The sequence below is a fragment of the Aeromicrobium camelliae genome (assembly GCF_003850045.1).
Taxonomy (GTDB): Bacteria; Actinomycetota; Actinomycetes; order Propionibacteriales; family Nocardioidaceae; genus Aeromicrobium; species Aeromicrobium camelliae.
Genome location: NZ_RQJX01000006.1, coordinates 125,317 through 148,987 on the forward strand (window position 1 = coordinate 125,317; position 23,671 = coordinate 148,987).

The window sequence follows — 23,671 nt, forward strand, 5'->3', positions numbered from 1 at the left end:
CCCAGAGCGTAGTGCCTGGCTCAGTCGGCTAGTTCGACGTCCGCATCGAGTTCGGCGCGGACGACGTCGAACGCGACCTGAGGCGCGTAACCCTTACGGGCGAGCATCCCGGTGAGGCGACGTACCTGAACCGACGGGTCGAGGCCCCGGAGACTGCGGAGCTTGCGCTGCACGAGCCGATGCGCGGCCTCGCGCTCGGCGTCGGCGTCGGTCTCCTCCTCCAGCACCCGCCGCGCGAGTTCGTCGTCGACGCCCTGACGCCGCAACTCCATGGCGAGGACGGGAGCCGCCAGGCCCTTGACCCGTTGACGGGACTGCACCCAGGACCGCGCGAAGCGCTCGTCGTCGACGAGGCCGGCGGCCTCGAGCCGATCGAGCACCGCCGCGGCGACCTCGGCGGGGACGGCCTTCTTGGCCATCGCCTGCGCGAGGTCGGCACGGCTGCGGTCGCGGTCAGTGAGCCGGTCGAGGGCCACCGTCCGGGCGAATTCCTCGAGAGCCAGCCCGGACAGTCCCTCGGCAGTCCGCGGTGCCATCAGAAGTCGGCGGCGGAGAGGTCGCCATCATCGTCGGGGGCAGGCTCGTCGACCTGTGCGCCGACCCCGAGGCTCTCCTTGATGCGCTTCTCGAGCTCGTTGGCCAGGTCGGGGTTGTCGCGCAGGAAGTTTCGCGCGTTCTCCTTGCCCTGGCCGAGCTGATCGCCCTCGTAGGTGTACCAAGCACCCGCCTTGCGGACGAAACCGGCCTCGACACCGAGGTCGATCAGGCTGCCCTCACGGCTGATGCCCTGGCCGTACATGATGTCGAACTCGGCCTGCTTGAACGGCGGGGCGAGCTTGTTCTTGACGACCTTGACCCGGGTCCGGTTACCGACCATGTCGGTGCCGTCCTTGAGCGTCTCGATACGGCGCACGTCCATGCGAACCGATGCGTAGAACTTGAGCGCCTTACCGCCGGTGGTGGTCTCGGGCGAGCCGAACATCACGCCGATCTTCTCGCGCAGCTGGTTGATGAAGATCGCCGTGGTGCCCGAGCCGTTGATGGCGCCGGTCATCTTGCGGAGTGCCTGGCTCATGAGACGCGCCTGCAGACCGACGTGGCTGTCACCCATCTCGCCGTCGATCTCGGCGCGCGGCACGAGCGCGGCGACGGAGTCGATGACGATGATGTCGAGGGCGCCGGAGCGCACGAGCATGTCGGCGATCTCGAGTGCCTGCTCGCCGGAGTCGGGCTGGGAGACCAGGAGCGCGTCGGTGTCGACACCGAGCTTGCGAGCGTACTCGGGGTCGAGGGCGTGCTCGGCGTCGATGAAGGCGGCCACTCCCCCGTTGCGCTGGGCGTTGGCGACCGCGTGCAGCGCCACGGTGGTCTTACCGGATGACTCCGGACCGTAGATCTCGACGATGCGTCCGCGTGGGAGCCCGCCGATGCCGAGCGCGACGTCGAGCGCGACGGCGCCGGTGGGGATGACCTCGATCGGCGCGCGGGTCTGATCACCCAGACGCATGACGGCACCGTTGCCGTAGGACCGCGAGATCTGTGCGATTGCGTTGTCGAGAGCCTTGTCCTTGTCGCCGGCGGCAGCAGCAGTGACACGCGGTGAGGGAGCGTTCTTGGCCATGAGAGGCGGTTCCTGTTCTTGTCGTGGGTGGCGGGCCATCTTCGACGTTAGAAGAACCCACTGACACGTCGGGCCTGCTCGACCCGGTCTGTGGAAAGCTGCTCTTCCTCGTCCGACCTGTGCACCACAGTAGTACGAACAGGTGTTCGATACGAGGCCGACACGCCGAGTCGTGTCAGCGTTCGGAGGCGGGAAGCTCCAGTACGGCGTGCACCGCACGCCACACCTGTTGCGGCGGCACCCCGGCGTCGAGCGCCTCGTCGACCGTACGGTCGCCGAGCGAGGCGATCGACTGCTGGCTCGCCCAGGATGCGGCATAGGAGGCGCCGAGATGATGCTCCATCCGGGCCCAGAATTCGCTGTGCCGCATCACGCCGCGGAGGCCTCGACTTCGCCCGGGGCGATGGAGGAGACGCTCGCCAGCTCGGCGGCTTCTTCGAGTTCCATGAGCGCGCTGACGTCGAGCAGCACCTTGCTCAGCGGGACGTCGAGTGCGGCAGCGAGCGCCGCGAGAAGCTCGGAGCTGGGCTCCTTCTGACCGCGCTCCACCTCGGAGATGTACCCGAGGCTGACGCGGGCCTTGCCGGAGACGTCGCGCAGCGTGAGTCCTTTGGCCAGCCGGCGGGCGCGCAGGACTTCGCCGACGAGCTGTCGCATCGTGGTCATCGCGCGCCACCCTCTTTCTCGTGCCTCATCACCGGTCTCAACGCGTTCCGGTGTCGGTTTCTTCCCTTCTCAGCCTACCGGCCAATGCCGACAGCGCGGCGGCAACCGCGCCGCGGCGGACCGCGTCGCGGTCGCCGTCGAGAGCCAGCTCCTCGACATGCGTGTCATCGCCCGGGCCCGCCACCGCTACGTAGACGGTTCCCTCGGGCTTCCCCTCCGACGGCCCCGGGCCGGCGACGCCGGTCGTACTCACGCCGTAGGTCGCGGCGCACCGCGACCGCGCTCCGCGAGCAAGTGCGGCAGCCACGTCGGGGTCGACGGTGCCGCGGTCGGCGATCAGACCGGCAGGGACGTCCAGCAGCACCGTCTTCAGTTCCGCCTGGTAGGCGACGATTCCTCCGCGGACCACGTCGGAGGCGCCGGGAACGTCGACGAGGGCGGCGCACACCAGACCGCCCGTCAGCGACTCCCCCGTCGCGACCGTCGCTCCTTGCGCTCGCAGCGCCTCGATCACGGCGCGGGCGACCGTCACCGCATCGGCTCCTTGGCGTGCTGACGGGCCTCGATGACGTACTGGACGCCGGTCACGACGGTGACCGCGACGACTGCGGCCATGAGGCCGTGCGTGAGCCAGCGGGCCGCCTCGGCCACGACGTTGTCCCACAGCTCGAAGGGCAGCAGGTAGCCGCCGATGGCGAAGGCCTGCAGCACGGTCTTGAGTTTGCCGCCCCGGCTGGCCGGCATCACGACCCCACGACGCACCATGAAGAAGCGCATGAGGGTGATGCCCCACTCACGGACGAGCACCAGGATCGTGACCCACCACCACAGCAGGCCGATGATGGACAGTCCCACGAAGGCCATGCCGGTCAGCGCCTTGTCGGCGATCGGATCGGCGATGCGCCCGAAGTCGGTGACCAGACCGCGCTTGCGCGCGATGTCGCCGTCGACCTTGTCGGTCGCCATGAGCAGCACGAAAGCCAGCCACGACCACAGCCGCATCGACTCGTCCTGGCCGCCGTCGACGAGCAACAGCCACCCGAACAGCGGCACTCCGAGGATGCGGATGACCGTGAGAACGTTGGCGATGTTGAGGTTGCTCGGTGCGGCAGCCTTGTCGTCCATGACGTTCAGTATGGGCCACCGCTGCAACGCCGGAGCGCCCCGGGCAGTGCCGAGAGGGCTCAGCCTGCCTGGATGCTCGCCAGCACGTCTTCCAGGTCGTCGGGCTTGACCAGCACGTCGCGCGCCTTCGAGCCCTCGCTCGGCCCGACCACGCCACGACTCTCGAGGATGTCCATGAGCCGGCCCGCCTTGGCGAACCCGACCCGCAGCTTGCGCTGCAGCATGGACGTGGAGCCGAACTGCGTGTTGACGACCAGCTCGACCGCCTGGAGCACCAGGTCCAGATCGTCGCCGATGTCGTCGTCGAGCTCGCGCTTGCTCTGCTGCGCGACCGTGACGTCCTCGCGGTAGCTCGGCTTCAGCTGCTCCTTGCAGTGCGCGACGATCGTCTCGATCTCGCTCTCGTTGATCCACGCACCCTGCATGCGCATCGCCTTGTTCGCGCCCATCGGGAGGAACAGACCGTCACCCTGGCCGACGAGCTTCTCCGCGCCGGGCTGATCGAGGATGACGCGGCTGTCGGCGAGCGAGCTGGTGGCGAACGCGAGCCGGCTCGGCACGTTGGCCTTGATCAGACCGGTCACGACGTCGACGCTCGGACGCTGGGTCGCGAGCACGAGGTGGATACCTGCAGCGCGCGCCAGCTGCGTGATGCGCACGATCGAATCCTCGACGTCGCGCGGCGCGACCATCATCAGGTCCGCGAGCTCGTCGACGACGACGAGCAGATACGGATACGGAGCGATGACCCGCTCGCTGCCGGGAGGCGCCTGCACCTTGCCGGCCAGCACCGCCTTGTTGAAGTCGTCGATGTGACGGTAGCCGAAGTTGGCGAGATCGTCGTAGCGCATGTCCATCTCGCGCACGACCCACTGCAGCGCCTCGGCGGCCTTCTTGGGGTTGGTGATGATCGGCGTGATGAGGTGCGGGATGCCCTCGTAGGCCGTCAGCTCGACTCGCTTGGGGTCGACGAGGATCATGCGCACCTCGTCCGGCGTCGCCCGCATGAGCAGCGAACTGATCATCGAGTTGACGAAGCTGGACTTACCCGAGCCGGTCGCACCCGCGACCAGCAGGTGCGGCATCTTGGCGAGGTTCGCGACGACGAAGCCGCCCTCGACGTCCTTGCCGAGGCCGATCACCATCGGGTGGTGGTCGCTGCGGGCCTTGTTCGACCGCAGCACATCGCCGAGCGAGACCATCTCCTTGTCGACGTTCGGGATCTCGATGCCGATGGCCGACTTGCCCGGGATGGGGCTCAGGATGCGGACCTCGTTCGACGCGACGGCGTACGAGATGTTCTTGCTGAGCGCGGTGACCTTCTCGACCTTGACCGCCGGGCCGAGTTCGACCTCGTACCGAGTGACCGTCGGGCCGCGGGTGTAACCGGTCACCGTGGCGTCGATCTGGAACTGTTCGAGCACCTCGGTGAGTCGCTCCACCACCGCGTCGGAGGCCGCCGAACGCGCCTTGGGCGGCGTTCCCTCGCGCAGCGCACTCGGGTCGGGCAGCGTGTAGACGACATCGCCGGAGAGGGCGAGCTGCTCCGCACGCACCGGGATCGGCTCGATCGGGCGGTGCGGCGCTTCCGCGACCGGCTCGGGCTCGGGTTCGACGACCGGCTCCGGCCGACCGACGGCGCTCGCGACGTCGATGGCGTCCGGCTCGTCCGGACCCTCGACGAGCGGGTTCTCGAACGGTTCGTCCGCCTCGAAGGCCGTGCGAGGGTGGCGCTTGCGCGCGGGCTTCTTCTCCGGTTCCGGCTCGGGTTCGGGGTCGACGACGGCGGAACGCCCCAGGACTCGGTCGCGAGCGGCGCGGACGCGTTCGGGAATGGCGTAGACCGGGGTACCGGTCACGACGAGCACGCCGAACAGCGTCAGCAGCACGAGCAGGGGGGCCACGACGAACGGGCTCTTGAGCAGGTCGACGAGGATCGCCGAGAACAGAAAGCCCACCGCTCCCCCGGCCTCGCCCATGCTGCCCTCCGCGTCGCCCGGGCGCGGCACACCGTGCGCCAGGTGGACGAGCCCGAGGACGCCACCGCAGATCGCGCTCCAGCCGATCACCTGGCGACCGGCCGGGCCATTGCGGTCCGGATGACGCAAGGTCCGCCAGGCGACGACCGCGAGCACGATCGGGATCGCCCACGCGAGCAGTCCGACACTGCCCGTGGCAGCCTGGCGCACGCCTCGTCCAACAGCCCCGGAGATGTCCCACCAGACCGCGGCGGCGGTGACGATGGCGAGCGCGAGGATGGCGAAGCCCACCCCGTCGCGGCGCTGCGCGGGGTCGAGTTCCTTGGCACCGTGACCGACGCTGCGCACGACAGCGCCGGTGGCACCGGCGATTCCCGACCAGACCGCTGCCACCCCGCGGCCGACGGCCTGGACCGCGGTGCCGCCCGCGCTCGGGCCGGACCGCGTCGTGGACTTGGGTGCAGGCTTACGTGCCTGCGGCTTCTTCGCCGCAGGTTTCTTGGCCTGGCCTCCGGACGGTCGCTTGCGCGACGGGGAAGACGTTCGGGTCGCCATGCTCCAAGGCTAAACCACGACTCGAGGGTTGCCCGGCTCCGACGCGCGGTGTCAGGCTCCGCGGGCCGGATCGCGCCCGACCGGGACCCAGGAACCGCGTGCGGCGGCGCGAGCCAGGATGAGCGACACCACGGTCGGGTCGGTGGCACCCGGGGCGAGCAGCGGACCGGTCACGACATCGGCCCCGAGGTCGCCGATCCCGCGGACCGTCGCCGGCGCGGTGAGCGCGTACATCGAGACGACCACCCGCCGCTGATAGGCCCGCGCGATGTCGATCGCCTCGGCGAGCGGAGAGCCGAGCCCGCCGTACGTCGTCCCCACGTGCACGCGGCCACCCCACACCGCGCTGAGCAGGCGCGCCGCCTTGCCGATGTCACGCACGGCGCGCTCGCTGTCCGCCGGCCCCCCGGCGAGGACGATGGTGTCGGTGGGACGCGCGCCCGCCTCGATGAGCCGCCGCACCCCCAGTTCGGCGAGCACCCAGTCCGGCCCGATCGGCGCGGTCACGGTGACGTCCGCGTCTCCCGAAGCGAGTCCGTGCACCTCGCGCGCGGTGGCGTCGTCGTGCCAGAGCGTGAGCGGCACGACGATGCGCCGCCCCTGCGTCTGCTGCACGACGTCGGCGATGTCGGGCTGTTGGAGGTCGACGAACGCGTCGACGACGTCGACGTCCCGTGACTCGCGCCGGACCGCGTGCACGGTCGCGGCGAGTGATGATCGTCCCGCGTGCGAATGCGAACCCCGCGCGCACACGATCACTGTCGGTCTCACCCTCCACCACCCCCGCCACGGTGCCGCCGGACTGGCCGCCTCATGGTTCAAGGCTGCTCAGCGGCTGTTTCGCAGGGGTTAAAGCGGTGGCCGGGTTGCGTTACAACCCGTGTCAGGCCTCGAGGACGATGGGGATGATCATCGGGCGGCGTCGCAGCTTGCGACCGGCGAAGGAACCGAGCACGCGGCGCATGATCTGCTGCAACTGGTTGGCGTCGCGGGTCCCCTGTCCGAGGGCCTCCTCCAATGCGGAGACGAGCTTCGGCTGGATCTCGTCGAACACCCGGTCGTCCTCGGCCAGGCCGCGGGCGTGGATCTCCGGGCCGGACAGGATCTTGCCGGTGGTGGAGTCGATGACCACGACGGCCGACACGAACCCTTCCTCCCCCAGCACCCGGCGGTCCTTGAGCTCGCTGTCCGTGAGGTCGCCGACCGACGAGCCGTCGACGTACACGTAACCGCAGTCCACGGCGCCGACGATGCGCGCATGACCGTCGATGAGATCGACGACGTAGCCGTCCTCGGCCAGGATCACGTTCGGGACGCCGGTGGCGCGTGCGAGTTCGGCGTTGGAGTGCAGGTGCCGGATCTCGCCGTGCACGGGCATGACGTTCTGCGGCTTGACGATGTTGTAGCAGTAGAGCAGTTCGCCGGCCGACGCGTGACCCGAGACGTGGACGAGGGCGTTGCCCTTGTGCACGACGTTGGCCCCCAGCTTGGTGAGGCCGTCGATCACCCGGTACACCGCGTTCTCGTTGCCGGGGATCAGCGACGACGCGAGGAGCACGGTGTCGCCGGGCTCGAGGCTGACCTGCTGGTGGCTGCGGTTGGCGATCCGCGAGAGCGCGGCCATCGGCTCGCCCTGCGAACCGGTGGACATCAGCACCATCTTCTCCGGCGGGGCGGCGTCCACACGGTCGACGACGACGCCGTCGGGAACGTGCAGGTAGCCCAGTTCGCGAGCGATCTGCATGTTGCGCACCATGGAACGGCCCACGTACGCGACCTTGCGGCCGTGCTTGGCGGCCGCGTCGAGCACCTGCTGGACGCGGTGCACGTGCGAGGCGAACGAGGCGACGATGATGCGCTTCTTGCTCTTGGCGAAGACGGCGTCGATCGCCGGGGTGATCTGACGCTCCGCGGTGGTGAAGCCGGGCACATCGGAGTTGGTCGAGTCGGTGAGGAACAGGTCCACCCCGGCCTCGCCGAGCCGCGCGAACGCACGAAGGTCGGTGATGCGGCCGTCGAGCGGCAGCTGGTCCATCTTGAAGTCGCCCGTGTGCAGTGCGACGCCCGCCGGAGTCTTGATCGCGACGGCGAGCGCGTCGGGGATCGAGTGGTTCACCGCGACGAACTCGCACTCGAACGGACCGAAGGACAGCACGTCGTTCTCGGCCACGACGTAGCGCGGGACCTCCTTGAGACGGTGCTCCTTGAGCTTCGGGTCGACGAGGGCCAACGTCAGCTTGGAGCCGATGATCGGGATGTCACCACGCTCGCGGAGCAGGTACGGCACGCCACCGATGTGGTCCTCGTGGCCGTGGGTGAGCACGATGCCGACGACGTCGTCGAGGCGGTCGCGGATCGGACCGAAGTCCGGGAGGATCAGGTCGACGCCGGGATGGTGTTCCTCGGGGAACAGCACCCCGCAGTCGACGATCAGCAGCTTGCCGCCGAACTCGAAGACCGTCATGTTGCGGCCGATCTCCCCCAGACCGCCGAGCGGGATGACCCGCAACGCGTCGTCGGGCAGAGGTGGCGGCGGTCCGAGCTCGGTGTGCATGTGGCTCATAGGGTCCTTACATGGGTCAGCGGTCGAGAAGACCGGCGGCGACCAGACCCTCGCGCACCACGGCGATGTCCGCGTCCTCGACCGGCGGAAGCGGCGGGCGCACCGCCACGGAGTCGAGGACGCCGAGCAGATGGAGCGCGACCTTGGCCGACATCGCTCCCTGGACGTGGTTCATGAGGGCCCGGACGAGGGGCAACAGCTGGAGGTTGATGCGGCGCGCAGTGGCGAGATCGCCGGCGTCGACCGCTTCGACCATCGCGCGGTACTCGTCGCCGGCGGCATGGCCGACGACGCTGACGACGCCGGCAGCGCCGATCGTCAGCCACGCGAGGTTGAGCGAGTCGTCGCCCGAATACAGGGCGAGGTCGGTCTCGCGCAGGAGCCACGCTCCTCGCTCGAGGTCACCGACGGCGTCCTTGACGGCGACGACCGGCTCGATCGCAGCGAGGCGGGGGTACGTCTCCTCGGCGATCTGCAGGCCGGTGCGACCGGGGATGTCGTACAGCATGATCGGCAGGCCGCCCCCGGCGTCGGCCACGGCCTGCGTGTGCAGCACGATCCCGGACTGCGGCGGCTTGGAGTAGTACGGCGTGACGAGCAGCAGTCCGTCGGCCCCCACCCGTGCGGCCTGCTCGGCCAGTTCGACCGAGTGCCGCGTGTCGTTGGTGCCGACGCCCGCGACGACACTCGCCCGGTCGCCGACCGCCTCGAGCACCGCAGCCAGCAGCTGGCCGTCCTCGGCGCCCGTGGTCGTGGGCGACTCCCCCGTCGTGCCGCTCACGACGATTCCGTCATTGCCGTGGTCGACCAGATGCGTGGCGATCTTCTGCGCCGCGTCGAGGTCGAGTGAACCGTCGGCAGCGAACGGCGTGACCATGGCGGTCAGCACCCGGCCGAACGGCGCGGACGTCGAGGCGAGGGGCGAGGTCATGTTCCGAGGCTACCGCTTGCGCCGCCGTCGAGAGCGGTCAGGATCGCCGCAACTCACTCGGTCATCGTCACCTTGGACAGGCCGCTCGGGTGATCCGGATCGAGCCCCAAGGCGAGCGATGCCGCGAGCGCGAGCTGCTGGCCGCGGATGGTCGCCAGGATCGCCTCGAACTCCGGCTCGGTCGCCGCGAAGGTGACGTCGCCGTGCGGCGCCACGAGCAGGGCCGGTGCATGAGCGGCCACGTCCGCGACGAGCGCCGTCGTGTCGGCATCGGGCGCGGTCGATCCGGCGAAGGCGACGACCGGCGTGCCGCCGACGGCCAGCCGCACCGGACCGTGACGGAAGTCGGCCGTCGAGAAGCCGTGGGCGAGGATTCCCGTCGTCTCCTGCAGTTTCAGCGCGGACTCGAAGGCGGCGGCCGCCGCGAAACCTCGGCCGACCATCGCCACCTTCCCTGCCGCGGTGACGGCCCGGACGGCCGGGTCGAGCGCCGACGCGTCGTCGAGGAGCGCCGCGGCGTGGTCGCCGAGCGACGCCACGGCAGCCGGGTCGAGCTGGGCGTCGCTGGCCGCCGCAGCCACGGCCGTTCCCGCGAGCATCTGCGCCGTCACCGTCTTGGTGGCCGGCACTGCCGTCTCCGGCCCGACGCCGAGCGCGAGGTGAACGCTCGCGGTCTGCGCCAACGCGGAGTTCTCGTCGTTGGTGACGCCCACGACGAGGGACCCTGCCTCGCGGAATCGACCCGCGAGGTCCACGATCTCGGGAGTCTGTCCCGACTGCGACACGGCGAGCACGACCCAGTCGCCGTACCGTTCGGTCGTCTGGCCGAACGAGGTGTAGACGCTCGGTGAGAGGAGACTGACCGGCATCCCACTGCGCACCTGGGCGCTGTAGGCCGCGACCCGCGCCGCGTTGTCGCTGGATCCCCGCGCCAGGATCGCCAGGCCGGCGCGTCGATGCACCCCGGCGCCGCGCAGCTCGGCGATCAGGCCGGGAAGTCGTCCGGCCATCGCGGCCAGCGCCTCCGGCTGGTCCTGCATCTCCCGGCGCATCGCGCCGCCGATCTGGGTCATGTCGTCCTTTCAGGGTCGGGTTCGAGAAGTGCTCGAGGATCGCCGATCGCCAGGGCTCCCTCCGGGAGGCCGAGCCAGTGTGCGGCGGCGGCACCGACGTCAGCGAGCGAGTCGGCGTCCGAGCCGCGTCGAGTCCGCGGCTCGCCGCCCGTCGCGAGGAGCACCGGAACCCACTCGCGGGTGTGGAAGGGGTGGCCGACCGACGGGTCGTTGCCGTGGTCGCCGGTGATGACGAGCAGATCCTCGGGGCCGAGCCGCTCGACGACGCTGGCGAGCGCCTCGTCGACGAGTTCGAGGTGGTCGGCGAACGCCCGGGCGTCTTGCGAGTGGCCGGCCAGGTCGGTCTGCTGCACGTTCGCGACGACGAGGCCCGTTCCCGCAGTCGCCGCGACAGCCGCCATGATCTCGGCCGTGTCGACTGCCGGACGACGGTCCACCTCGGCATCGGTGACCAGCAGATCGGCGGCCTTGCCGATCAGAGTGACGGGAAGGCCGGCCCGTGCTGCCGCCTCGGGAAGCTGCCGGGCATGGTCGACGGCCGCACCGAGATGCTGCACCTCCAGCCCGCCGTTGCGGTAGAACCCGCTCGCCGGTGTATCCAGTCCGACTGTGCCGTCGGCTCCGTCGCGTACCGCGTCGCTGAGCGCTCCGTCCGCATGGCCGCCGACGGCGATGACGCGCGCGACGGGCGCGACGCCGCGCACGATCTGAGCGATCTCGAGAATCGCGTCGAAGTCCAAGTCCTCAAGACGGCACGAGACGTTCCAGTTGAGGCCGGGGTCGGCCTCGAGGTTGTCGTGCACGAGCGCGGCACCGTCGACGACGAGCAGGGGGCGCCCGTCGAGGGTCTGCACGTCGTGGCCACGCGCTTGCAACGCCTCGGACACGACATCGAGCCGTTCGGCGAGCTTGCACAGCACCACGTGGGACATGTCCGCGCCCATGAGGGTCTGGTGGCCCGCGAACGAGTCCGCGCCGGGATAGCCGAGCCCGGTGCGCGCGCCGGTCGTCCGCAGCGACGGCGCGGGAGCGGCGAGGCCGGCGGCGAGGTCGGGCCGGACCTCCACGAGCCCCAGCCCGGCCACATGCGGGACGCGCAGCGGCCGGCCGCGCTCACGCAGCGACCAGTCGGCGACGGCCCCGAGGGTGTCCGCCGACGCGTCCTCAACGCGCAGCGCGGCGGCGTCGGGCATCGCGCCGATACCGAAACCGTCGAGGACGAGGATCGTCGCCGATCGGTGCGAGCCAGCGGTCATGCCACACGCCTTCCCACGGGGTCGTAGATGCCGTCCAGCTGCGGCCGTCCGGTCCCGACTCCGGAGACCACCGCGACCCGGGACCGGGTGACGAAGATCTGCGTCCGGAGGGCCATGACGGCGGTGTCACCGATCGTGGCCTCGGGACCGTCATCGACCCAGGTGAATCGCCGGTAGTAGTCGATGCTCGCTGCCGGGGCCTTGTGCAGTACCGCACGCCGCCGCCCTCGGGGCGTCGCGACGATCACGTGACGGGCATGTCCGCGGTGGTAGAAGCCGCCTCCGAACACGCTCGGAGCAGTGCCCAGCTGGGCGATCTCGGAGACGTACACGAGCGCCGGCACTTCGCGCAGGTCCATGTCGACGGCATGCTGAGGAGTCGTCCCGGTGAGGGCATGACCCGGCTCACCGAACGCGCCACCCAGTCGCGCGATCTCGGGGATGGAACTGACGCTGGTGTGGCTCGGCAGCGACACGACCGGGTCGATCCCCGCCTCACGCATCGCCTTCGCGGCCGCCTGCACGCGGTCGAGCGTGGGCGTGGGCTCGGGACGCCCTGTCTCGGGTTCGAAGCTGAGACACGGGAAGCCGGTGACACCGGCGATCTCCGCTCCCCTCAGTCCTGCGTACCGGTCGAGGACGGCCGCCACGGCGTCGGGTTCGAACCCGCCGTCCTGGCCGGGGTACGTCGATTCCTGCGTTCCGCGGATCTTCAGCAGAATCCGCTGGCGACGGCCCAGCTCGCCGGAGACGGAGTCGACTGCTTCGAGGTTGGCCGTGTCCGTGACTGTGACGAAATCGGGGTCGTGGCTGAGCAGAGCAGGCAGCCGACGACGCGGTACCTGCACGAGGTGCCCCAGATTGCCCAATCGTGCCCCTGCGGCGAGCACGGCGTCGGCCTCACGATGGTCGATGGCGGCGGCGGCCGGAATGTGCTCGGCGATCGTCTCGGAGATCAGGGGGTTGCGGCCGTACTGCTTGGAGACGAACCACAGGCCGACGTCGTGGGCCCGCGCGGTCTCGGCGAGTGCCGCGGCGTTGGCACCGACCGTATCGCGGTCGATGACGTAGGTGTCGGGTTCGATCGCGCCGGACTGGTGCAGCGCCACGGCGACGTCGATCAGCGCAGGGTTGCGCCGCTCCGTCATGGTGAGGAACATCAGCGGTCGCCCCCGGCAAGCGCGTCCCGCAGGATCCGCGCGGTCAGGCGCGCTCCGCCCCGCATCGGGTTGATCCGCACGGCCCAGTCACGCAGCTCCGGCTGCGCGTCGAGCGTCGAGGAGGAGAGGCGATAGACGAGCGGCGTGATCTCGTACCGCGAGTTCGATCCGACCGGATAGGGCGCCGCACCGAAGCGGGCGGCCCGCTGAGGAACGTCGCCCGCGACGGGGCGGTCGAGCAGCGCGATCACGCAGAGGTCCTGGGCGTTCGCCAGACGCGCGTCCACGATGCCGGGAACCTCACCCGACACCAGCAGCTCGGCCAGCTCCACCGAAGCGCGCGCCTGGGCGGCCCAGTTCAGGGGGACCATGACGAGCGCCTGCAGCGCGGCGAGGGCCTGACCGCCCTGCACCTGTCCGCCGCCGGAGTAGTTGGCCGCTCGCGCCTGCTCGACGATGGCCGCATCGCCGAGCACGACCCCGACACCTTCGGGTCCGTTGAGCTTGAACAGCGAGAATGCGGAGGCGCTCGCGCCGTACTCGACACCGATCCGCGGCGTGCGGTAGACCGCGTAGTTGTCGTCCACGATGACGTGCCGTCCAGCGGCCCGAGCGCGCGCGATGACGTCTCCGGGCTGGTGCTGATCGGTCAACCGCTGCCGCGTGTGCTGGACGTACACCCAGCGCGCGGGATCCTCGGCGAGGGCCCGGTCGAACGCCGCCTCGTCATCGAAGTCGACCCGGACGACCTCGGCCGCGCCGTCGTGCAAGGTCGTGCCCGTCGTCGAGTAATCCGGAGCAGCGTGCGCCAGGAGCCGCCGTTCGCCACGGGCCCAGGGCCCGGCGGAGAGCGCCGCACGGATCGCACCGGTACCTGCGCCCTGGACCAGGCAGGCGTCCTCGGCGCCGAAGGCCTGCGCCAGCGTCAGCTCGGCCCGACGCGTGGTGTCCGGCTGTCCGAGCCCGGGCAGCACTCCGACGTCGGCGCGGAACATCGCCCCGTCGGGGAAATGCTCGGCGATCGCCTCGACCAGACGCTGCTGCGCGTCGATCGCGTCCTCGGCGGTGGCGATCGGCAGCGGGGTCGTCGGCGGCAGGGTGGGACGTTCCGTGCTGCCGTGAGCCAGGGAGCTCATGGTTTCTCCGTTCCATTCAGCCAGCGCAGCGCGTTGGCGCGGTAAAGCAGATCGGCGGTTGCGTCGTCGACCCCGTGGCGGTCGAGCGCCGCACGGAAGGGACCGAGCACGTGCCCGAAACCCTGGCCGCCGTTGACGGTGAGATAGCTGTCGCGTGAGATGTCGTTGCTCAGCAGGATGTGGCGGCCGTACCCTGCCTCGAGGAGGTCGAGCAGCATGGTCAGGCGGCGCTCGTCGGCCTGATACGACGTCTTGCCGACCGTGTCGAACGCGATGTACGCGCCGGCCTCGGCGATACGGCGATGCTGGTCGCCGTCGTCGCTGAGGTCCTGGTGGCCGATCGAGATCCGATGGGGCTCGAGGCCCTGCGACGTCAGCAGCTCGAGTTGCTCGAGAGCGCCGCTGCCGAGGTGAGCGTGGGTCGCGAGCGACAGGCCGGTCTGCGCCGCGGCACGTGCGGAGGCCAGCAGACTCGTCCGTTCCGCCGGGCTCGCAGCACCGTGGCTGCCGATCTCCCCGAGGACGCCGGGGCGAAGGCCGCTCTCGCCCACCCCGTCGTGGATGTCACGGACGAGCAGCTCGACGGCCCGCTCGACCGAGTCACCGGGCTCGCCCTGCGGATGGAACCGCTCGTAGTACCAGCCGGTGGCCACGACGACCTCGACACCGGCGCGTTCAGCGATGCGTCGCACGGCGGCGGCGTCGCCGCCCATCCCTCGACAGGTCAGGTCGACGACGAGAGCGAGCCCGTGCTCGTCCTTCGCGCGCGCCAGCTCTGCGACCACGGCGTCGCGGTCGCTCACCACGGCGGACGGGTCGTCCGCCGTGGTGAGGTCGAGCGTGAGGTGTTCGTGCGCCAGTACCGGCCCGTTCACCTCGTCGGGCTCGAGGAGCCCGTTGACAGTGCGGATCGGCATCAGGACGCCACCGGCGCGACCAGGTCGACGAGGTACAGCAGGTTGAGCACCACACCGCTCACGATGACGGCGGTCGGACCGGCGGCCATCCGCACGATCGGACGTCCCATCGACTCGTTCAGCAGGTACAGTCCACCGACCATCGCGATGCCGAGGCCGCCACCCATCGCCAGGCCGGCCATGAGCGAACCGACGAGGATCGCGAGCGACAGCGACTCGGTGATCGCGTTGCGGATGTGGTCGGCGGCGTCCCGGACGCTCGGCCAGTGCTGCAGCCAGCGGCCGAGAGCACTGAGCAGCAGCACCTCGGCGCTCATGATGATGGCGCCGAGCACGAACGCGATGATGAGTGCGAGCGCCCACTGGTCCACCAGCAGGTGCGTGAGGTAACCGACCGGGTAGACGAAGGTGAACCCGGCCATCGCGTACGCGCCGGACGCGAGCGCGGTCGTCGCGATCAGCGGGACGAAGCCGAAGGCACGGAGGAAGTCGACCTGCGCGGCCTCGGCGTAGGAGCCGTCGGCGACGAGGAAGCTCGTCGCTTCGCCACCGCCGAACACGCCGCTCGCGGCGAGCGCGCACACGAGTCCGCCGAGAACGGCCAGCCACACGACGTTCTTGCGCAGCCGGTCGGCGTTGGGTCCGAACAGCTGGTCCGACGCGGCGGCCGACGCGGCCTGCTGGTCGGCGTAGGCCTGCCGCTCTGCCTCGGACTTGCCGGCGAGTTCGAGCACAGCGACCCGTTTTGTCGCCCGGTCGCGCGTGACGGCGAAGACCAGCAGCAGGATGACGCCGAGCGCCATGGCGATGGAGCCGGCGAACAGGTCGGGCCACAGCTTCATCGACAGCAGCACGACGGCGATCTCGGCGACGAAGGTGATGAGGCCCTTGACCCGGCCGAACTGGCGCGTGATGGCCAGCACCGGGAAGATCGTGAACAGCCACAGGATCGGCGTCGAGATCTGCTGCAGCGACGTGATGAAGTCGATGGGCAGGGCCGTGGCGGCCGAGTTCGCGGCGTTGAGTCCGAAGACGCAGACCGCGCCCCAAGCGGCACCGGCGACCGCGGCGAGGGAACGCCACGGAGCGAGCAGGCCGAGGATCTCGACCGGCAGGAAGACCAGCCAGGGGTTGAGGACGCCGGTCGACAGCGCCATCGGCGCGCCGAGCCCGAAGATGAAGCCGGCCGACAGACCGAAGACGATCGTGGCGGTCGCGAGCCGGGTGGAGCGGCCCTGGATGTAGTCGAGCAGGAACGGACGCGCACCGTCGTTGAACACGGCGAGGGCCGCGTTGGCGATGACGGCCGCGAAGGCGCACAGGACGATGACGAAGACGGCCTGCCAGGGGTCGAAGGAGACGGTGGTGGTCTCCGCAGCGAGAAGGGTCATGGGTCAGCCCTCACGCTTCGCGTCGAGCGCCGCCCACAGCAGGGGCACCACGTCCTGGACCTGGTCGAGCGCGAAACCGAAGGCGAGGTTGCCCGCGTCGACGGCGTCCTGCACCGCCTGGGCGCTCGGCACGGTGCGGCCGAAGGTGTGCGTCTTGTCCGATCCGAGGAATCCGACGAGCACGCCGAGGCTCGCCCCGGCGCCGGTGTGGCACGTGCCGAGGTAGTAGTCGGCCTGGCCGGACTTCAGCTGGACGGCCGCGTCCATGTCGGTGCCGATGACGACGGTGTCCTCGTCGCGGAGCAACGGGCGCAGCGCTTCGGCCACCTCGGCCTTCGCCACTCCCCCAGCGATGATTCTCATGACTTCTCCTTGCGTGCGGTGAGGGCGAGGGTGCCCAGGTGAAGACTCAGGTACTGCTGCTCGATCGCCGACAATCCGGTTCCCAGCTCCTGGTGGGCGCGGGCGGAAAGGTCGGCGGATGCGTCGACCGCGGTGGGGAACGCATCGACGACCTCGCGGTAGACGGTGTCGCCCGGCGGATCGATGTCCGGCTCCTCGCGGATCATCCGCCCGAGCGCGGCCACGAGGTGCGACGTGAGCGATCCGGCGGTCGCCTCGGTGACGAGGTAGTCGCTCTCGAGCCGGTGCAGCTCTCGTTCGACGAAGTCGACGACTCCCGGCGGGGTGTCGGGCATGGCGCGGAACAGCTCGAGCCGTTGGCGCAGCGGGTCATCCATGAAGGGGCGTCCTGTCAGTACGTGGGAATGCGGCGCCCGGCGACGACCTCGTCGGCGGACTCCATGATCAAGTCGTCGCCGAGTGCGGCGCGCACCGGCGTGGGGACCGCGTCGGCCCCGCTGCGGGCGACGATGACCGCCGACGTGGTGGCGTGGTCGTCGACGCCGTCGAGCGGGTGCACCGTCACGGGAATCGAGATGTGAGCGTCGATCTCGTCGAGGTTCCAGACCGTGGCGTCCACGAGGCCCTCGGCGAAGTAGCGGGTGAGCTGGTTGTAGGACACCTCGACGCGTCGCTCGGGCGGCAGGTCGGGGAACCGCGCCATCGTCAGTTCCCGCTGGTCGACCGAGGCCGGGTCGACGGCGACGCGAAGATCCGGGTCGTCGGGGTCGCGTCCTTCGACGACCACGAGACCGTGCGCGCCGACGTAGGTGTGCGGTCCGAAGTCGTGCACGATCTCGACGCCCGGCTCGGCCTCGGCGGAGAACCGCGACATCACGGCGAAGTCGGCGCGTTCCTGGTGAAGCGCTCGGGCTCGGTCGATGGAGCCACGGACGAACATGAGCGTGAGCGGAACGCCGGCGCGGCCGAAGGCGGCGTGCAGGCCTGTCGCGAGGCCTTCGTACCGCCGGGAGTACGGCAGCGGCATGGCGACCGACACGGACTGTCCGCCGGCAAGCTCCCAGATCAGACTGTGGTCGATCTCGGCGATGAACGTGCCGAGCTTCCCCCGCGGACGGATGCGCACTGCGCCCGCCTCCTCCAGCAGCGCCAACGCGGCCTGCACCGTTCCCTTGCCGACGCCGTGTCGCTCGCTGAGCTCCTGCACGGTGGCCATGCGGTCGCCGGGCGCGGCGCTCGACAGCTCGACGGCGAGTTGGTGCGCGACGGCACCCGCCTTCGACATGAGCACCTGCATGCGGGACATGCCGTGACTGTATCCAATATTCTGGATATTGACTAGAGGAGGAACAGACCGCGTCTCAGCGCGGTCGCTCCGGTGAGGAAATGCCGGGAAGAATCAGCCGAGCAGGATGGCGAGCTGCCGCGACTGCGCGACGAGCTTGCCCTCGCTGTCCCACAGCTCGCAGTCCTCTTCGTGGAAGCCGTTGACCACGTGGCGAGTGTGGAGGCGAGTCGCGATCCAGCCGGGAGCGGGCAGCCGATGCAGGTGCACGGTCAATTGCACCGTCATCGACACCGACTCCCCGATCTCCATGACCGGAGGCGCGTAGGAGTCGCACAGCAGCGCCAGAGCCGGGAAGTCGACCTCCCGGCCGCCACGCAGCCGCTGCCACAACAGGGCGCTCGGGTCGCCCGACGGAGCACCCGTGGCCCATCCCGGTGCGCCCGGAAGCCGGTACTCCACCTGCCCGAAGATGCCCTCGGGCTTCATCCCGGAGGCGAGCGGGTCGAAGCACTGCTCGGGATCGGGCAGCTGCGGCGCTTCACCTAACTCCTCGGTGCGACCCCCATCGGGCCGGCCGGCGAAGTTGGCGACGAGGTGGGCGACCCCCTTCCCCTCTTGGCTCAGCGTCGCCGAGGCGGTCTGAACGCGACGGCCGACGCGGATCGGCTCAGTGACGAGCTCCGCTTCGCCGGCCTCGGGGGACCGCAGGTAACTGACCGACGCCACGAGCGGATCGCCCGCACCCTCGACCTCGGCGGCCAGACCGCGCAGCATGGCGGCCAGGAGGTATCCCCCGTTCGGCTTGCCCAGCGGGGTGTTCCACCGGTCCGTGAGCGTCAGCTGGCGGCGGCCGGGTGCGATCGGCCGGGAGGCGGTGTCCTGTGCGTACGTGTCGTCGGTCACGACCTCATCCTGCCCGACCCGTCGGCAGCTTGGCCGCCCCCGGTTCACCGCCACGCGGGCTTGCGGGGGCAAGCAGGTGACCGGCGATGACGACAGCGGCCGTGGTCAGCACGATCGCCGCACCGGCGGTCGCGGCGCCGAGCGGCTCGGTGAGGACGAACTGCGGCACATGGCGACTCGGGATCGCGACGGCGAAGACGAAGGCACCCACGAGGCCGAGCCAGCTGCCGGTCATGTGACCACGGTGCGCGAGCACCTGCCCTCGCACGGCAGCGACGAGGCCGAGCGTCACGGTGACGATCGTGACGGCACTGAGGATGTGCAGCGCACTGAATCTCCCGGGCCGGATCTCGGTGATCCAGAACGAGGAGACGGCCACGAAGAGCATGAGCCCGACCCAGACCCGGCCGATGAGCCGGTGCGCGGGCGTGCCTTTGGCCGAGCCGAAGAGCTGCCAGGCGCCGAGACCGAGCGCCACCAGCGCAGCCGCCGCGTGCGAGGCGAGCAACGGTGTCCACATGAGCACTCCTTAGGAGAGAACGGCGAGGAGCCGCTGTACGGGGTCGTCGATGTCGCTGAGGCGAATGCCGGCGGAGTCCGCAAGGGACGCGAAGGCCCCCTCCAGCACCTGCGAGCAGTCGGCCAACAGCCGGCCGCCCTTGTCCGTCAACGTGACGGTGCGGCGATTTCCGCCGCCGGGCACACGCGCCACCTCCACGAGGTCGTCGCCCGCCAGCGCGGCGAGGATGCGACTGGCCGACGGCTCGGAGACCGCCAGCTCATCAGCGATCGCGCGCTGCGTGCTGGGGCCGAGCCGGTCGATGGTCAGCAACGCCAGGAACCGCGTGTAGGTGATACCCGCGCGCTCCCCCAGGATGCGGTCGGCGGCGCGGTCGAGACGCGCCACGAGCACGTGAAGGGCGTGAGCAGGAGAAGGGTGAGCGTGATCCACGCTCAGTACTTTACACCCGAAACTTACTCTTGCAAGTCTCTGTGCTCGTAGACCGCGATGTCGTAGCCGCCGTAGGCCTCGCGCGACGACTCCTGCCATTCGCCGGGGTCGATCGCGCCGAAGAACGCGTCCCCGTCGGGGGCAAGCGCCACATGGGTGACCACCATCCGGTCAGCCAGTCGCCGGGACCGTAGCTCCTCGTAGACCTGGGCGCCGCCGATGACGAACACCTCGTCGTCGAGTTCGCGGGCGGCGGCGAGCGCCGCGTCGACGTCGTGGACGACGCGCACCTCGGGCACGGCCTGCCACGAGGGGTCGCGGGTGAGCACGATGGACGTGCGTCCGGGGAGCGGACGGCCGATCGACTCGTAGGTCGTGCGGCCCATGATGATGGGGTGGCCCCAGGTCAGCTCCTTGAACTGCACTTGGTCGCCGGTGCGCGGCCAGGGCATCTGACCGTCACGGCCGATGACGCCGTTCTCCCCCACCGCGACGACGAGGGTGACGGTCATACGGCGACCGGCGCCTTGATGGCCGGGTGCGGGTCATAACCGAGGATCTCGACGGACTCGATCGCGAAGTCGTCGATCGACTGGATCGAGGGATCGAGTCGGAGCGTCGGCAGCGGCCGCGGATCGCGGGTCAGCTGCTCGCGCGCCTGGTCGAGGTGATTGAGGTAGAGGTGGGCGTCGCCGAGGGTATGGACGAAATCGCCGACGTCGAGCCCGACGACCTGCGCCACCATGTGCGTGAGCAGCGCGTAGGAGGCGATATTGAACGGCACGCCGAGGAAGACGTCGCCGGATCGCTGGTAGAGCTGGCACGACAGCTTGCCGTCCGCGACGTAGAACTGGAAGAACGCGTGGCAGGGGGCCAGCGCCATGCGGTCGAGGTCGGCGACGTTCCAGGCGCTCACCAGGTGCCGCCGCGAGTCGGGGTCGCGTCGCAGGTTCTCGATGACCTGCGCGAGCTGATCGATGTGACGACCGTCGGGAGCCGGCCACGAACGCCACTGGTGGCCGTACACCGGACCGAGATCACCGGCGTCGTCGGCCCACTCGTCCCAGATCGAGATCTTGTTGTCCTTGAGGTACCCGATGTTGGTGTCGCCGGAGATGAACCAGATCAGCTCCCCCACGACCGAACGGACGTGGACCTTCTTGGTGGTCACGAGCGGAAAGCCCTCGGACAGGTCGAATCGCATCTGGTGCCCGAAGACGCTGAGCGTTCCGGTGCCGGTGCGATCGGACTTCTCGACACCCTCATCGAGGATGCGCTGCACGAGATCGAGGTAGGCCCGCATGACGCTCAGACTACCGCCGACCAGGGACACCCCGGACGCACCACACGCGCCGATCTCGCGAATACGTCGTCCGTCGCAGGTGGTCGAGTAGCGACCGAGGAACGAGGGAGCCTATCGAGACCGCGGGACGGCGCGCCTATGGGCGTGAGGAATGAACTGGTGACAGGTGTGGTTTAGGCCGCGAGGGTGAGCGGCTCGGCCAGCTTGGACTCGAACTCGATGGGGGTCAAGCCGCCGAGGGAGTCCTGGGCTCGTTGCCGGTGGTACTTCCGCTCGATCCAGACGACGATGGCGAGCCGCAGATCCTGCCGGGTGGTCCACCGCTGCTGGTTGAGGACGTTGGTCTGCAGGAGCGACCAGAAGCTCTCCATAGCTGCGTTGTCGCCCGCGGCGCCGACTCGGCCCATCGAACCGACCATGTCGTGCCGGCGCAGTTCCCGGGCCATGGCGCGGCTTCGAAACTGGCTGCCCCTGTCGGCATGCAAGATGCATCCGGCGATATCGCCGCGGCGGGCGACGGCGTTGCGGAGTGCGTCGACCGCGAGCTTCGAGGTCATCCGGTCGCTGATCGAGTACCCCACGATCCGGTTTGAGAAGACGTCTTTGATCGCGCAGCAGTAAAGCTTGCCTTCGGTCGTCGTGCGGTGCTCGGTGATGTCGGTGAGCCAGACCCGGTTCGGGGCATCGGCCCGGAAGACGCGTTGCACGTGGTCGTCGAACACGGGTGGGCCGGCCTTCTTGCCCTTCCCGCGCCGGCGGCGTTGCGCGGAGGAGAGGATCCCAGCCTGCGAGCACAGCTTCCACGCCGTCCGGCGACTCATCCGCCACCCTGCGCGGCGTGCTTCGTCAGCGAGGTATCGGTAACCGAACGTCGGGTCGTCCTCATGCGCGTCGTGGAGGGCGTTGATCCGATACGCGCGGAGGACGTCCGCGTCGCGGATTGGGTCATTGCGCCACCGGTAGTAGGGCTGTCTTGCGAGCTTCAGGACCCGGCACGACACCGTGACGGGGATCCCCGCCTCGGCGAGCTCGGCAACGAGCGGGTACGTCATTTTGGGGAGCCACCCAGTTTCAGGTTCGCCTGCGACAGATATGCCGCTGCCTTCCTGAGGACTTCGTTCTCCTGCTCGAGGAGACGGTTACGGCGGCGCAGCTCTCGCATCTCGGCGGCCTCGTCTGCCGTCTGACCGGGACGCTTGCCTTCCTCGACATCTGCTTGGCGGAGCCAGTTCTGCAGCGTCGCCTCGCTGACTCCGAAGTCAGTGGCGATCTGCTTGATGGTGACGCCGCTCTCACGGCGGCGGGCGACCGCGACGACGTCTTCGCGGAACTCTCTCGGATAGGGACCGGGCATGATGACATCCTTCCCGCCAGCGCCTCCCGGCACTAACGATCAGTTGTCACCGATCCGTACCTCACGCCCGTTCACGACGGGGCCGACCACCGAGCAGTTACACCACTATGCGGGACGCCACTAGCGGCGCATCGAGACCAGCAACGCAACCCGGTCTCGATACAACCTCCTACTCGACCGCCCATGCGGGTACGTCATCGAGTAGGGCAAGCAGCGAGCTTGTAGGTGGTCGAGTAGCGACGAGCTCTGCGAGCCGTGATGGAGCCGTGGCACAAGGGGCGTAGCCGCGACGGAGCGAGACCAGTTGACGTGATGTGGTCTCGATACGGCCCTCGTTCCTCGGGCCTACTCGACCACCCAGTCAGGCGCTGTGCACAAGGGACGAAAAGTGTCGGTGGTCTTCTCTAGATTAGGAACATGATCGAGAGCACTCCCGACGCGCAGGTGGCCTTCATGGCCGAACTGCGGCGCGAGAGTGCTCAGCTGGACTACCGACGCTGGGCCGCGATGCTCCAGGTTCTCGATACCGAACGCGTTCGGATCGAGCGGGAGGTGGAGCCGCAGCAGCAGGACCTCGCGCTCGCGGCCGTCCGTTCGGTGATCGCGCAGGCGAACGGCTGGTCTGAGCACCAGGTCGCAGGTCGGATTCACGAAGCCGAGACCGCGCGTGACGACCTGCCAACCGTCTGGAAGGCGTTCAGTACGGGCAAGATCGACGCCGCGCGAATGTCGGTGATCGCGAACGGCGCGTGGAAGCTCACGAAGCAGCGCTTCATCGAGCGGCTTGACGCACGATCGGTCGCCTACGCCGCCACGCACACCGTCGCTGAGCTGCGCCGATGGGTCAAGCGGTTCATCGCACGCCACGAACCCGACGAAGTCGAGAAACGCTACGAAGACATCGTCACCGAACGGTCGGTCACGATTCATCATCATGAGGACGGCACCGGCGACCTCTTCGCGGAGAACCTCCCGTCCTATGTCCTCGCGGGGATCGATCAGCGACTCGACCACGCAGCGAAGTCACTCAGTGAGGACGACCGGACCCTGCACCAGCGCCGCGCCGACCTGCTCGTCGACGCGCTCGACCACATCGACCCCGACAACGAACCCGCCCGCACCCCGAACCTCGCGA

26 protein-coding genes are annotated in these 23,671 nt (G+C 69.5%); 1 reads left to right on the forward strand and 25 read right to left on the reverse strand.

The annotated features are described in order from the left end of the window. Nucleotides 1-20 precede the first annotated feature (20 nt). The 25 genes from EHW97_RS06575 to EHW97_RS06695 form a co-directional block, all read right to left on the reverse strand. Nucleotides 21-536 (reverse strand): regulatory protein RecX, encoded by a 516-nt coding sequence (locus tag EHW97_RS06575; protein ID WP_124236364.1) that lies wholly within the window; start codon nt 534-536, stop codon nt 21-23. After that, entirely contained in the window at nt 536-1,621 is a 1,086-nt protein-coding gene (recA, locus tag EHW97_RS06580) for a recombinase RecA (protein WP_124236365.1), read from the reverse strand. Before recA ends, EHW97_RS06575 begins: the two co-directional genes overlap by 1 nt. Nucleotides 1,622-1,796: 175 nt before the next feature. Next, entirely contained in the window at nt 1,797-1,991 is a 195-nt protein-coding gene (locus tag EHW97_RS06585) for a DUF3046 domain-containing protein (RefSeq protein ID WP_124236366.1), read from the reverse strand. After that, nucleotides 1,991-2,287 carry a helix-turn-helix transcriptional regulator gene (locus EHW97_RS06590; RefSeq protein WP_124236367.1) on the reverse strand — a complete coding sequence of 99 codons (297 nt, stop codon included), beginning with the start codon at nt 2,285-2,287 and terminating at the stop codon, nt 1,991-1,993. Before EHW97_RS06590 ends, EHW97_RS06585 begins: the two co-directional genes overlap by 1 nt. A 37-nt stretch (nt 2,288-2,324) precedes the next feature. Next, on the reverse strand, nt 2,325-2,819 hold the full coding sequence (locus EHW97_RS06595; RefSeq protein ID WP_124236368.1) for a CinA family protein: 495 nt from the start codon (nt 2,817-2,819) through the stop codon (nt 2,325-2,327). Then, the gene (gene pgsA, locus EHW97_RS06600; protein WP_124236369.1) at nt 2,816-3,412 is read right to left on the reverse strand and encodes a CDP-diacylglycerol--glycerol-3-phosphate 3-phosphatidyltransferase; all 597 of its coding nucleotides are present in this window, start codon (nt 3,410-3,412) and stop codon (nt 2,816-2,818) included. Before pgsA ends, EHW97_RS06595 begins: the two co-directional genes overlap by 4 nt. A gap of 59 nt (nt 3,413-3,471) precedes the next feature. Next, nucleotides 3,472-5,946, reverse strand: a complete 2,475-nt coding sequence (locus tag EHW97_RS06605) for an FtsK/SpoIIIE family DNA translocase (RefSeq protein ID WP_124236370.1) — start codon at nt 5,944-5,946, stop codon at nt 3,472-3,474. A 51-nt stretch (nt 5,947-5,997) separates the two neighbouring features. Beyond that, on the reverse strand, nt 5,998-6,645 hold the full coding sequence (locus EHW97_RS06610; RefSeq protein WP_124236371.1) for a sirohydrochlorin chelatase: 648 nt from the start codon (nt 6,643-6,645) through the stop codon (nt 5,998-6,000). 184 nt (nt 6,646-6,829) lie between these two features. After that, nucleotides 6,830-8,509, reverse strand: a complete 1,680-nt coding sequence (locus EHW97_RS06615; protein WP_124236372.1) for a ribonuclease J — start codon at nt 8,507-8,509, stop codon at nt 6,830-6,832. Nucleotides 8,510-8,525: 16 nt separating this feature from the next. Further along, entirely contained in the window at nt 8,526-9,440 is a 915-nt protein-coding gene (gene dapA, locus EHW97_RS06620) for a 4-hydroxy-tetrahydrodipicolinate synthase (RefSeq protein WP_124236373.1), read from the reverse strand. Nucleotides 9,441-9,493: 53 nt separating this feature from the next. Next, a complete protein-coding gene (locus EHW97_RS06625; protein WP_124236374.1) occupies nt 9,494-10,513 on the reverse strand; it encodes an SIS domain-containing protein in 1,020 nt (339 codons plus the stop codon). After that, on the reverse strand, nt 10,510-11,769 hold the full coding sequence (locus EHW97_RS06630) for a phosphopentomutase (RefSeq protein WP_124236375.1): 1,260 nt from the start codon (nt 11,767-11,769) through the stop codon (nt 10,510-10,512). Before EHW97_RS06630 ends, EHW97_RS06625 begins: the two co-directional genes overlap by 4 nt. Then, nucleotides 11,766-12,929 carry an alanine racemase gene (locus EHW97_RS06635; protein WP_124236376.1) on the reverse strand — a complete coding sequence of 388 codons (1,164 nt, stop codon included), beginning with the start codon at nt 12,927-12,929 and terminating at the stop codon, nt 11,766-11,768. The genes EHW97_RS06630 and EHW97_RS06635 overlap by 4 nt, the downstream gene beginning before the upstream one ends. Further along, entirely contained in the window at nt 12,929-14,065 is a 1,137-nt protein-coding gene (locus EHW97_RS06640; protein ID WP_124236377.1) for an aminotransferase class V-fold PLP-dependent enzyme, read from the reverse strand. Before EHW97_RS06640 ends, EHW97_RS06635 begins: the two co-directional genes overlap by 1 nt. Beyond that, nucleotides 14,062-14,982 (reverse strand): phosphotriesterase family protein, encoded by a 921-nt coding sequence (locus tag EHW97_RS06645; protein WP_124236378.1) that lies wholly within the window; start codon nt 14,980-14,982, stop codon nt 14,062-14,064. The genes EHW97_RS06640 and EHW97_RS06645 overlap by 4 nt, the downstream gene beginning before the upstream one ends. Beyond that, on the reverse strand, nt 14,982-16,373 hold the full coding sequence (locus EHW97_RS06650; protein ID WP_124236379.1) for a YhfT family protein: 1,392 nt from the start codon (nt 16,371-16,373) through the stop codon (nt 14,982-14,984). Before EHW97_RS06650 ends, EHW97_RS06645 begins: the two co-directional genes overlap by 1 nt. A gap of 3 nt (nt 16,374-16,376) precedes the next feature. Next, nucleotides 16,377-16,736: a DUF2620 family protein gene (locus tag EHW97_RS06655; RefSeq protein ID WP_124236380.1), complete on the reverse strand. Its 360-nt coding sequence runs from the start codon at nt 16,734-16,736 to the stop codon at nt 16,377-16,379. Continuing rightward, complete coding sequence (locus EHW97_RS06660; RefSeq protein ID WP_124236381.1) at nt 16,733-17,113, reverse strand: transcriptional antiterminator; 381 nt, start codon at nt 17,111-17,113, stop codon at nt 16,733-16,735. The genes EHW97_RS06655 and EHW97_RS06660 overlap by 4 nt, the downstream gene beginning before the upstream one ends. Nucleotides 17,114-17,127: 14 nt before the next feature. Next, entirely contained in the window at nt 17,128-18,042 is a 915-nt protein-coding gene (yhfZ, locus tag EHW97_RS06665) for a GntR family transcriptional regulator YhfZ (RefSeq protein ID WP_124236382.1), read from the reverse strand. A 93-nt stretch (nt 18,043-18,135) separates the two neighbouring features. Beyond that, nucleotides 18,136-18,927, reverse strand: coding sequence for a thioesterase family protein (locus tag EHW97_RS06670; protein WP_166367414.1), 792 nt, complete (start codon nt 18,925-18,927; stop codon nt 18,136-18,138). Between the two features lie 4 nt (nt 18,928-18,931). After that, the gene (locus EHW97_RS06675; protein WP_124236384.1) at nt 18,932-19,447 is read right to left on the reverse strand and encodes a DUF2306 domain-containing protein; all 516 of its coding nucleotides are present in this window, start codon (nt 19,445-19,447) and stop codon (nt 18,932-18,934) included. Between the two features lie 9 nt (nt 19,448-19,456). Further along, nucleotides 19,457-19,879, reverse strand: a complete 423-nt coding sequence (locus tag EHW97_RS06680) for a MarR family winged helix-turn-helix transcriptional regulator (protein WP_166367415.1) — start codon at nt 19,877-19,879, stop codon at nt 19,457-19,459. A 23-nt stretch (nt 19,880-19,902) separates the two neighbouring features. Then, on the reverse strand, nt 19,903-20,391 hold the full coding sequence (locus tag EHW97_RS06685; RefSeq protein ID WP_124236386.1) for a dihydrofolate reductase: 489 nt from the start codon (nt 20,389-20,391) through the stop codon (nt 19,903-19,905). Further along, complete coding sequence (locus EHW97_RS06690; protein WP_124236387.1) at nt 20,388-21,182, reverse strand: thymidylate synthase; 795 nt, start codon at nt 21,180-21,182, stop codon at nt 20,388-20,390. Before EHW97_RS06690 ends, EHW97_RS06685 begins: the two co-directional genes overlap by 4 nt. A gap of 173 nt (nt 21,183-21,355) precedes the next feature. Beyond that, nucleotides 21,356-22,536 (reverse strand): IS3 family transposase gene (locus EHW97_RS06695; RefSeq protein ID WP_378079894.1). Its coding sequence is split into 2 segments (ribosomal slippage): nt 21,356-22,267 and nt 22,270-22,536, totalling 1,179 coding nucleotides; the frame shifts between segments, so codons are not numbered across the junction. A gap of 417 nt (nt 22,537-22,953) precedes the next feature. Here EHW97_RS06695 and EHW97_RS06700 point away from each other — a divergent pair. Next, nucleotides 22,954-23,671, forward strand: a 718-nt coding sequence (locus tag EHW97_RS06700) for a DUF222 domain-containing protein (RefSeq protein WP_124236388.1), incomplete at its 3' end; no start/stop codon positions are given.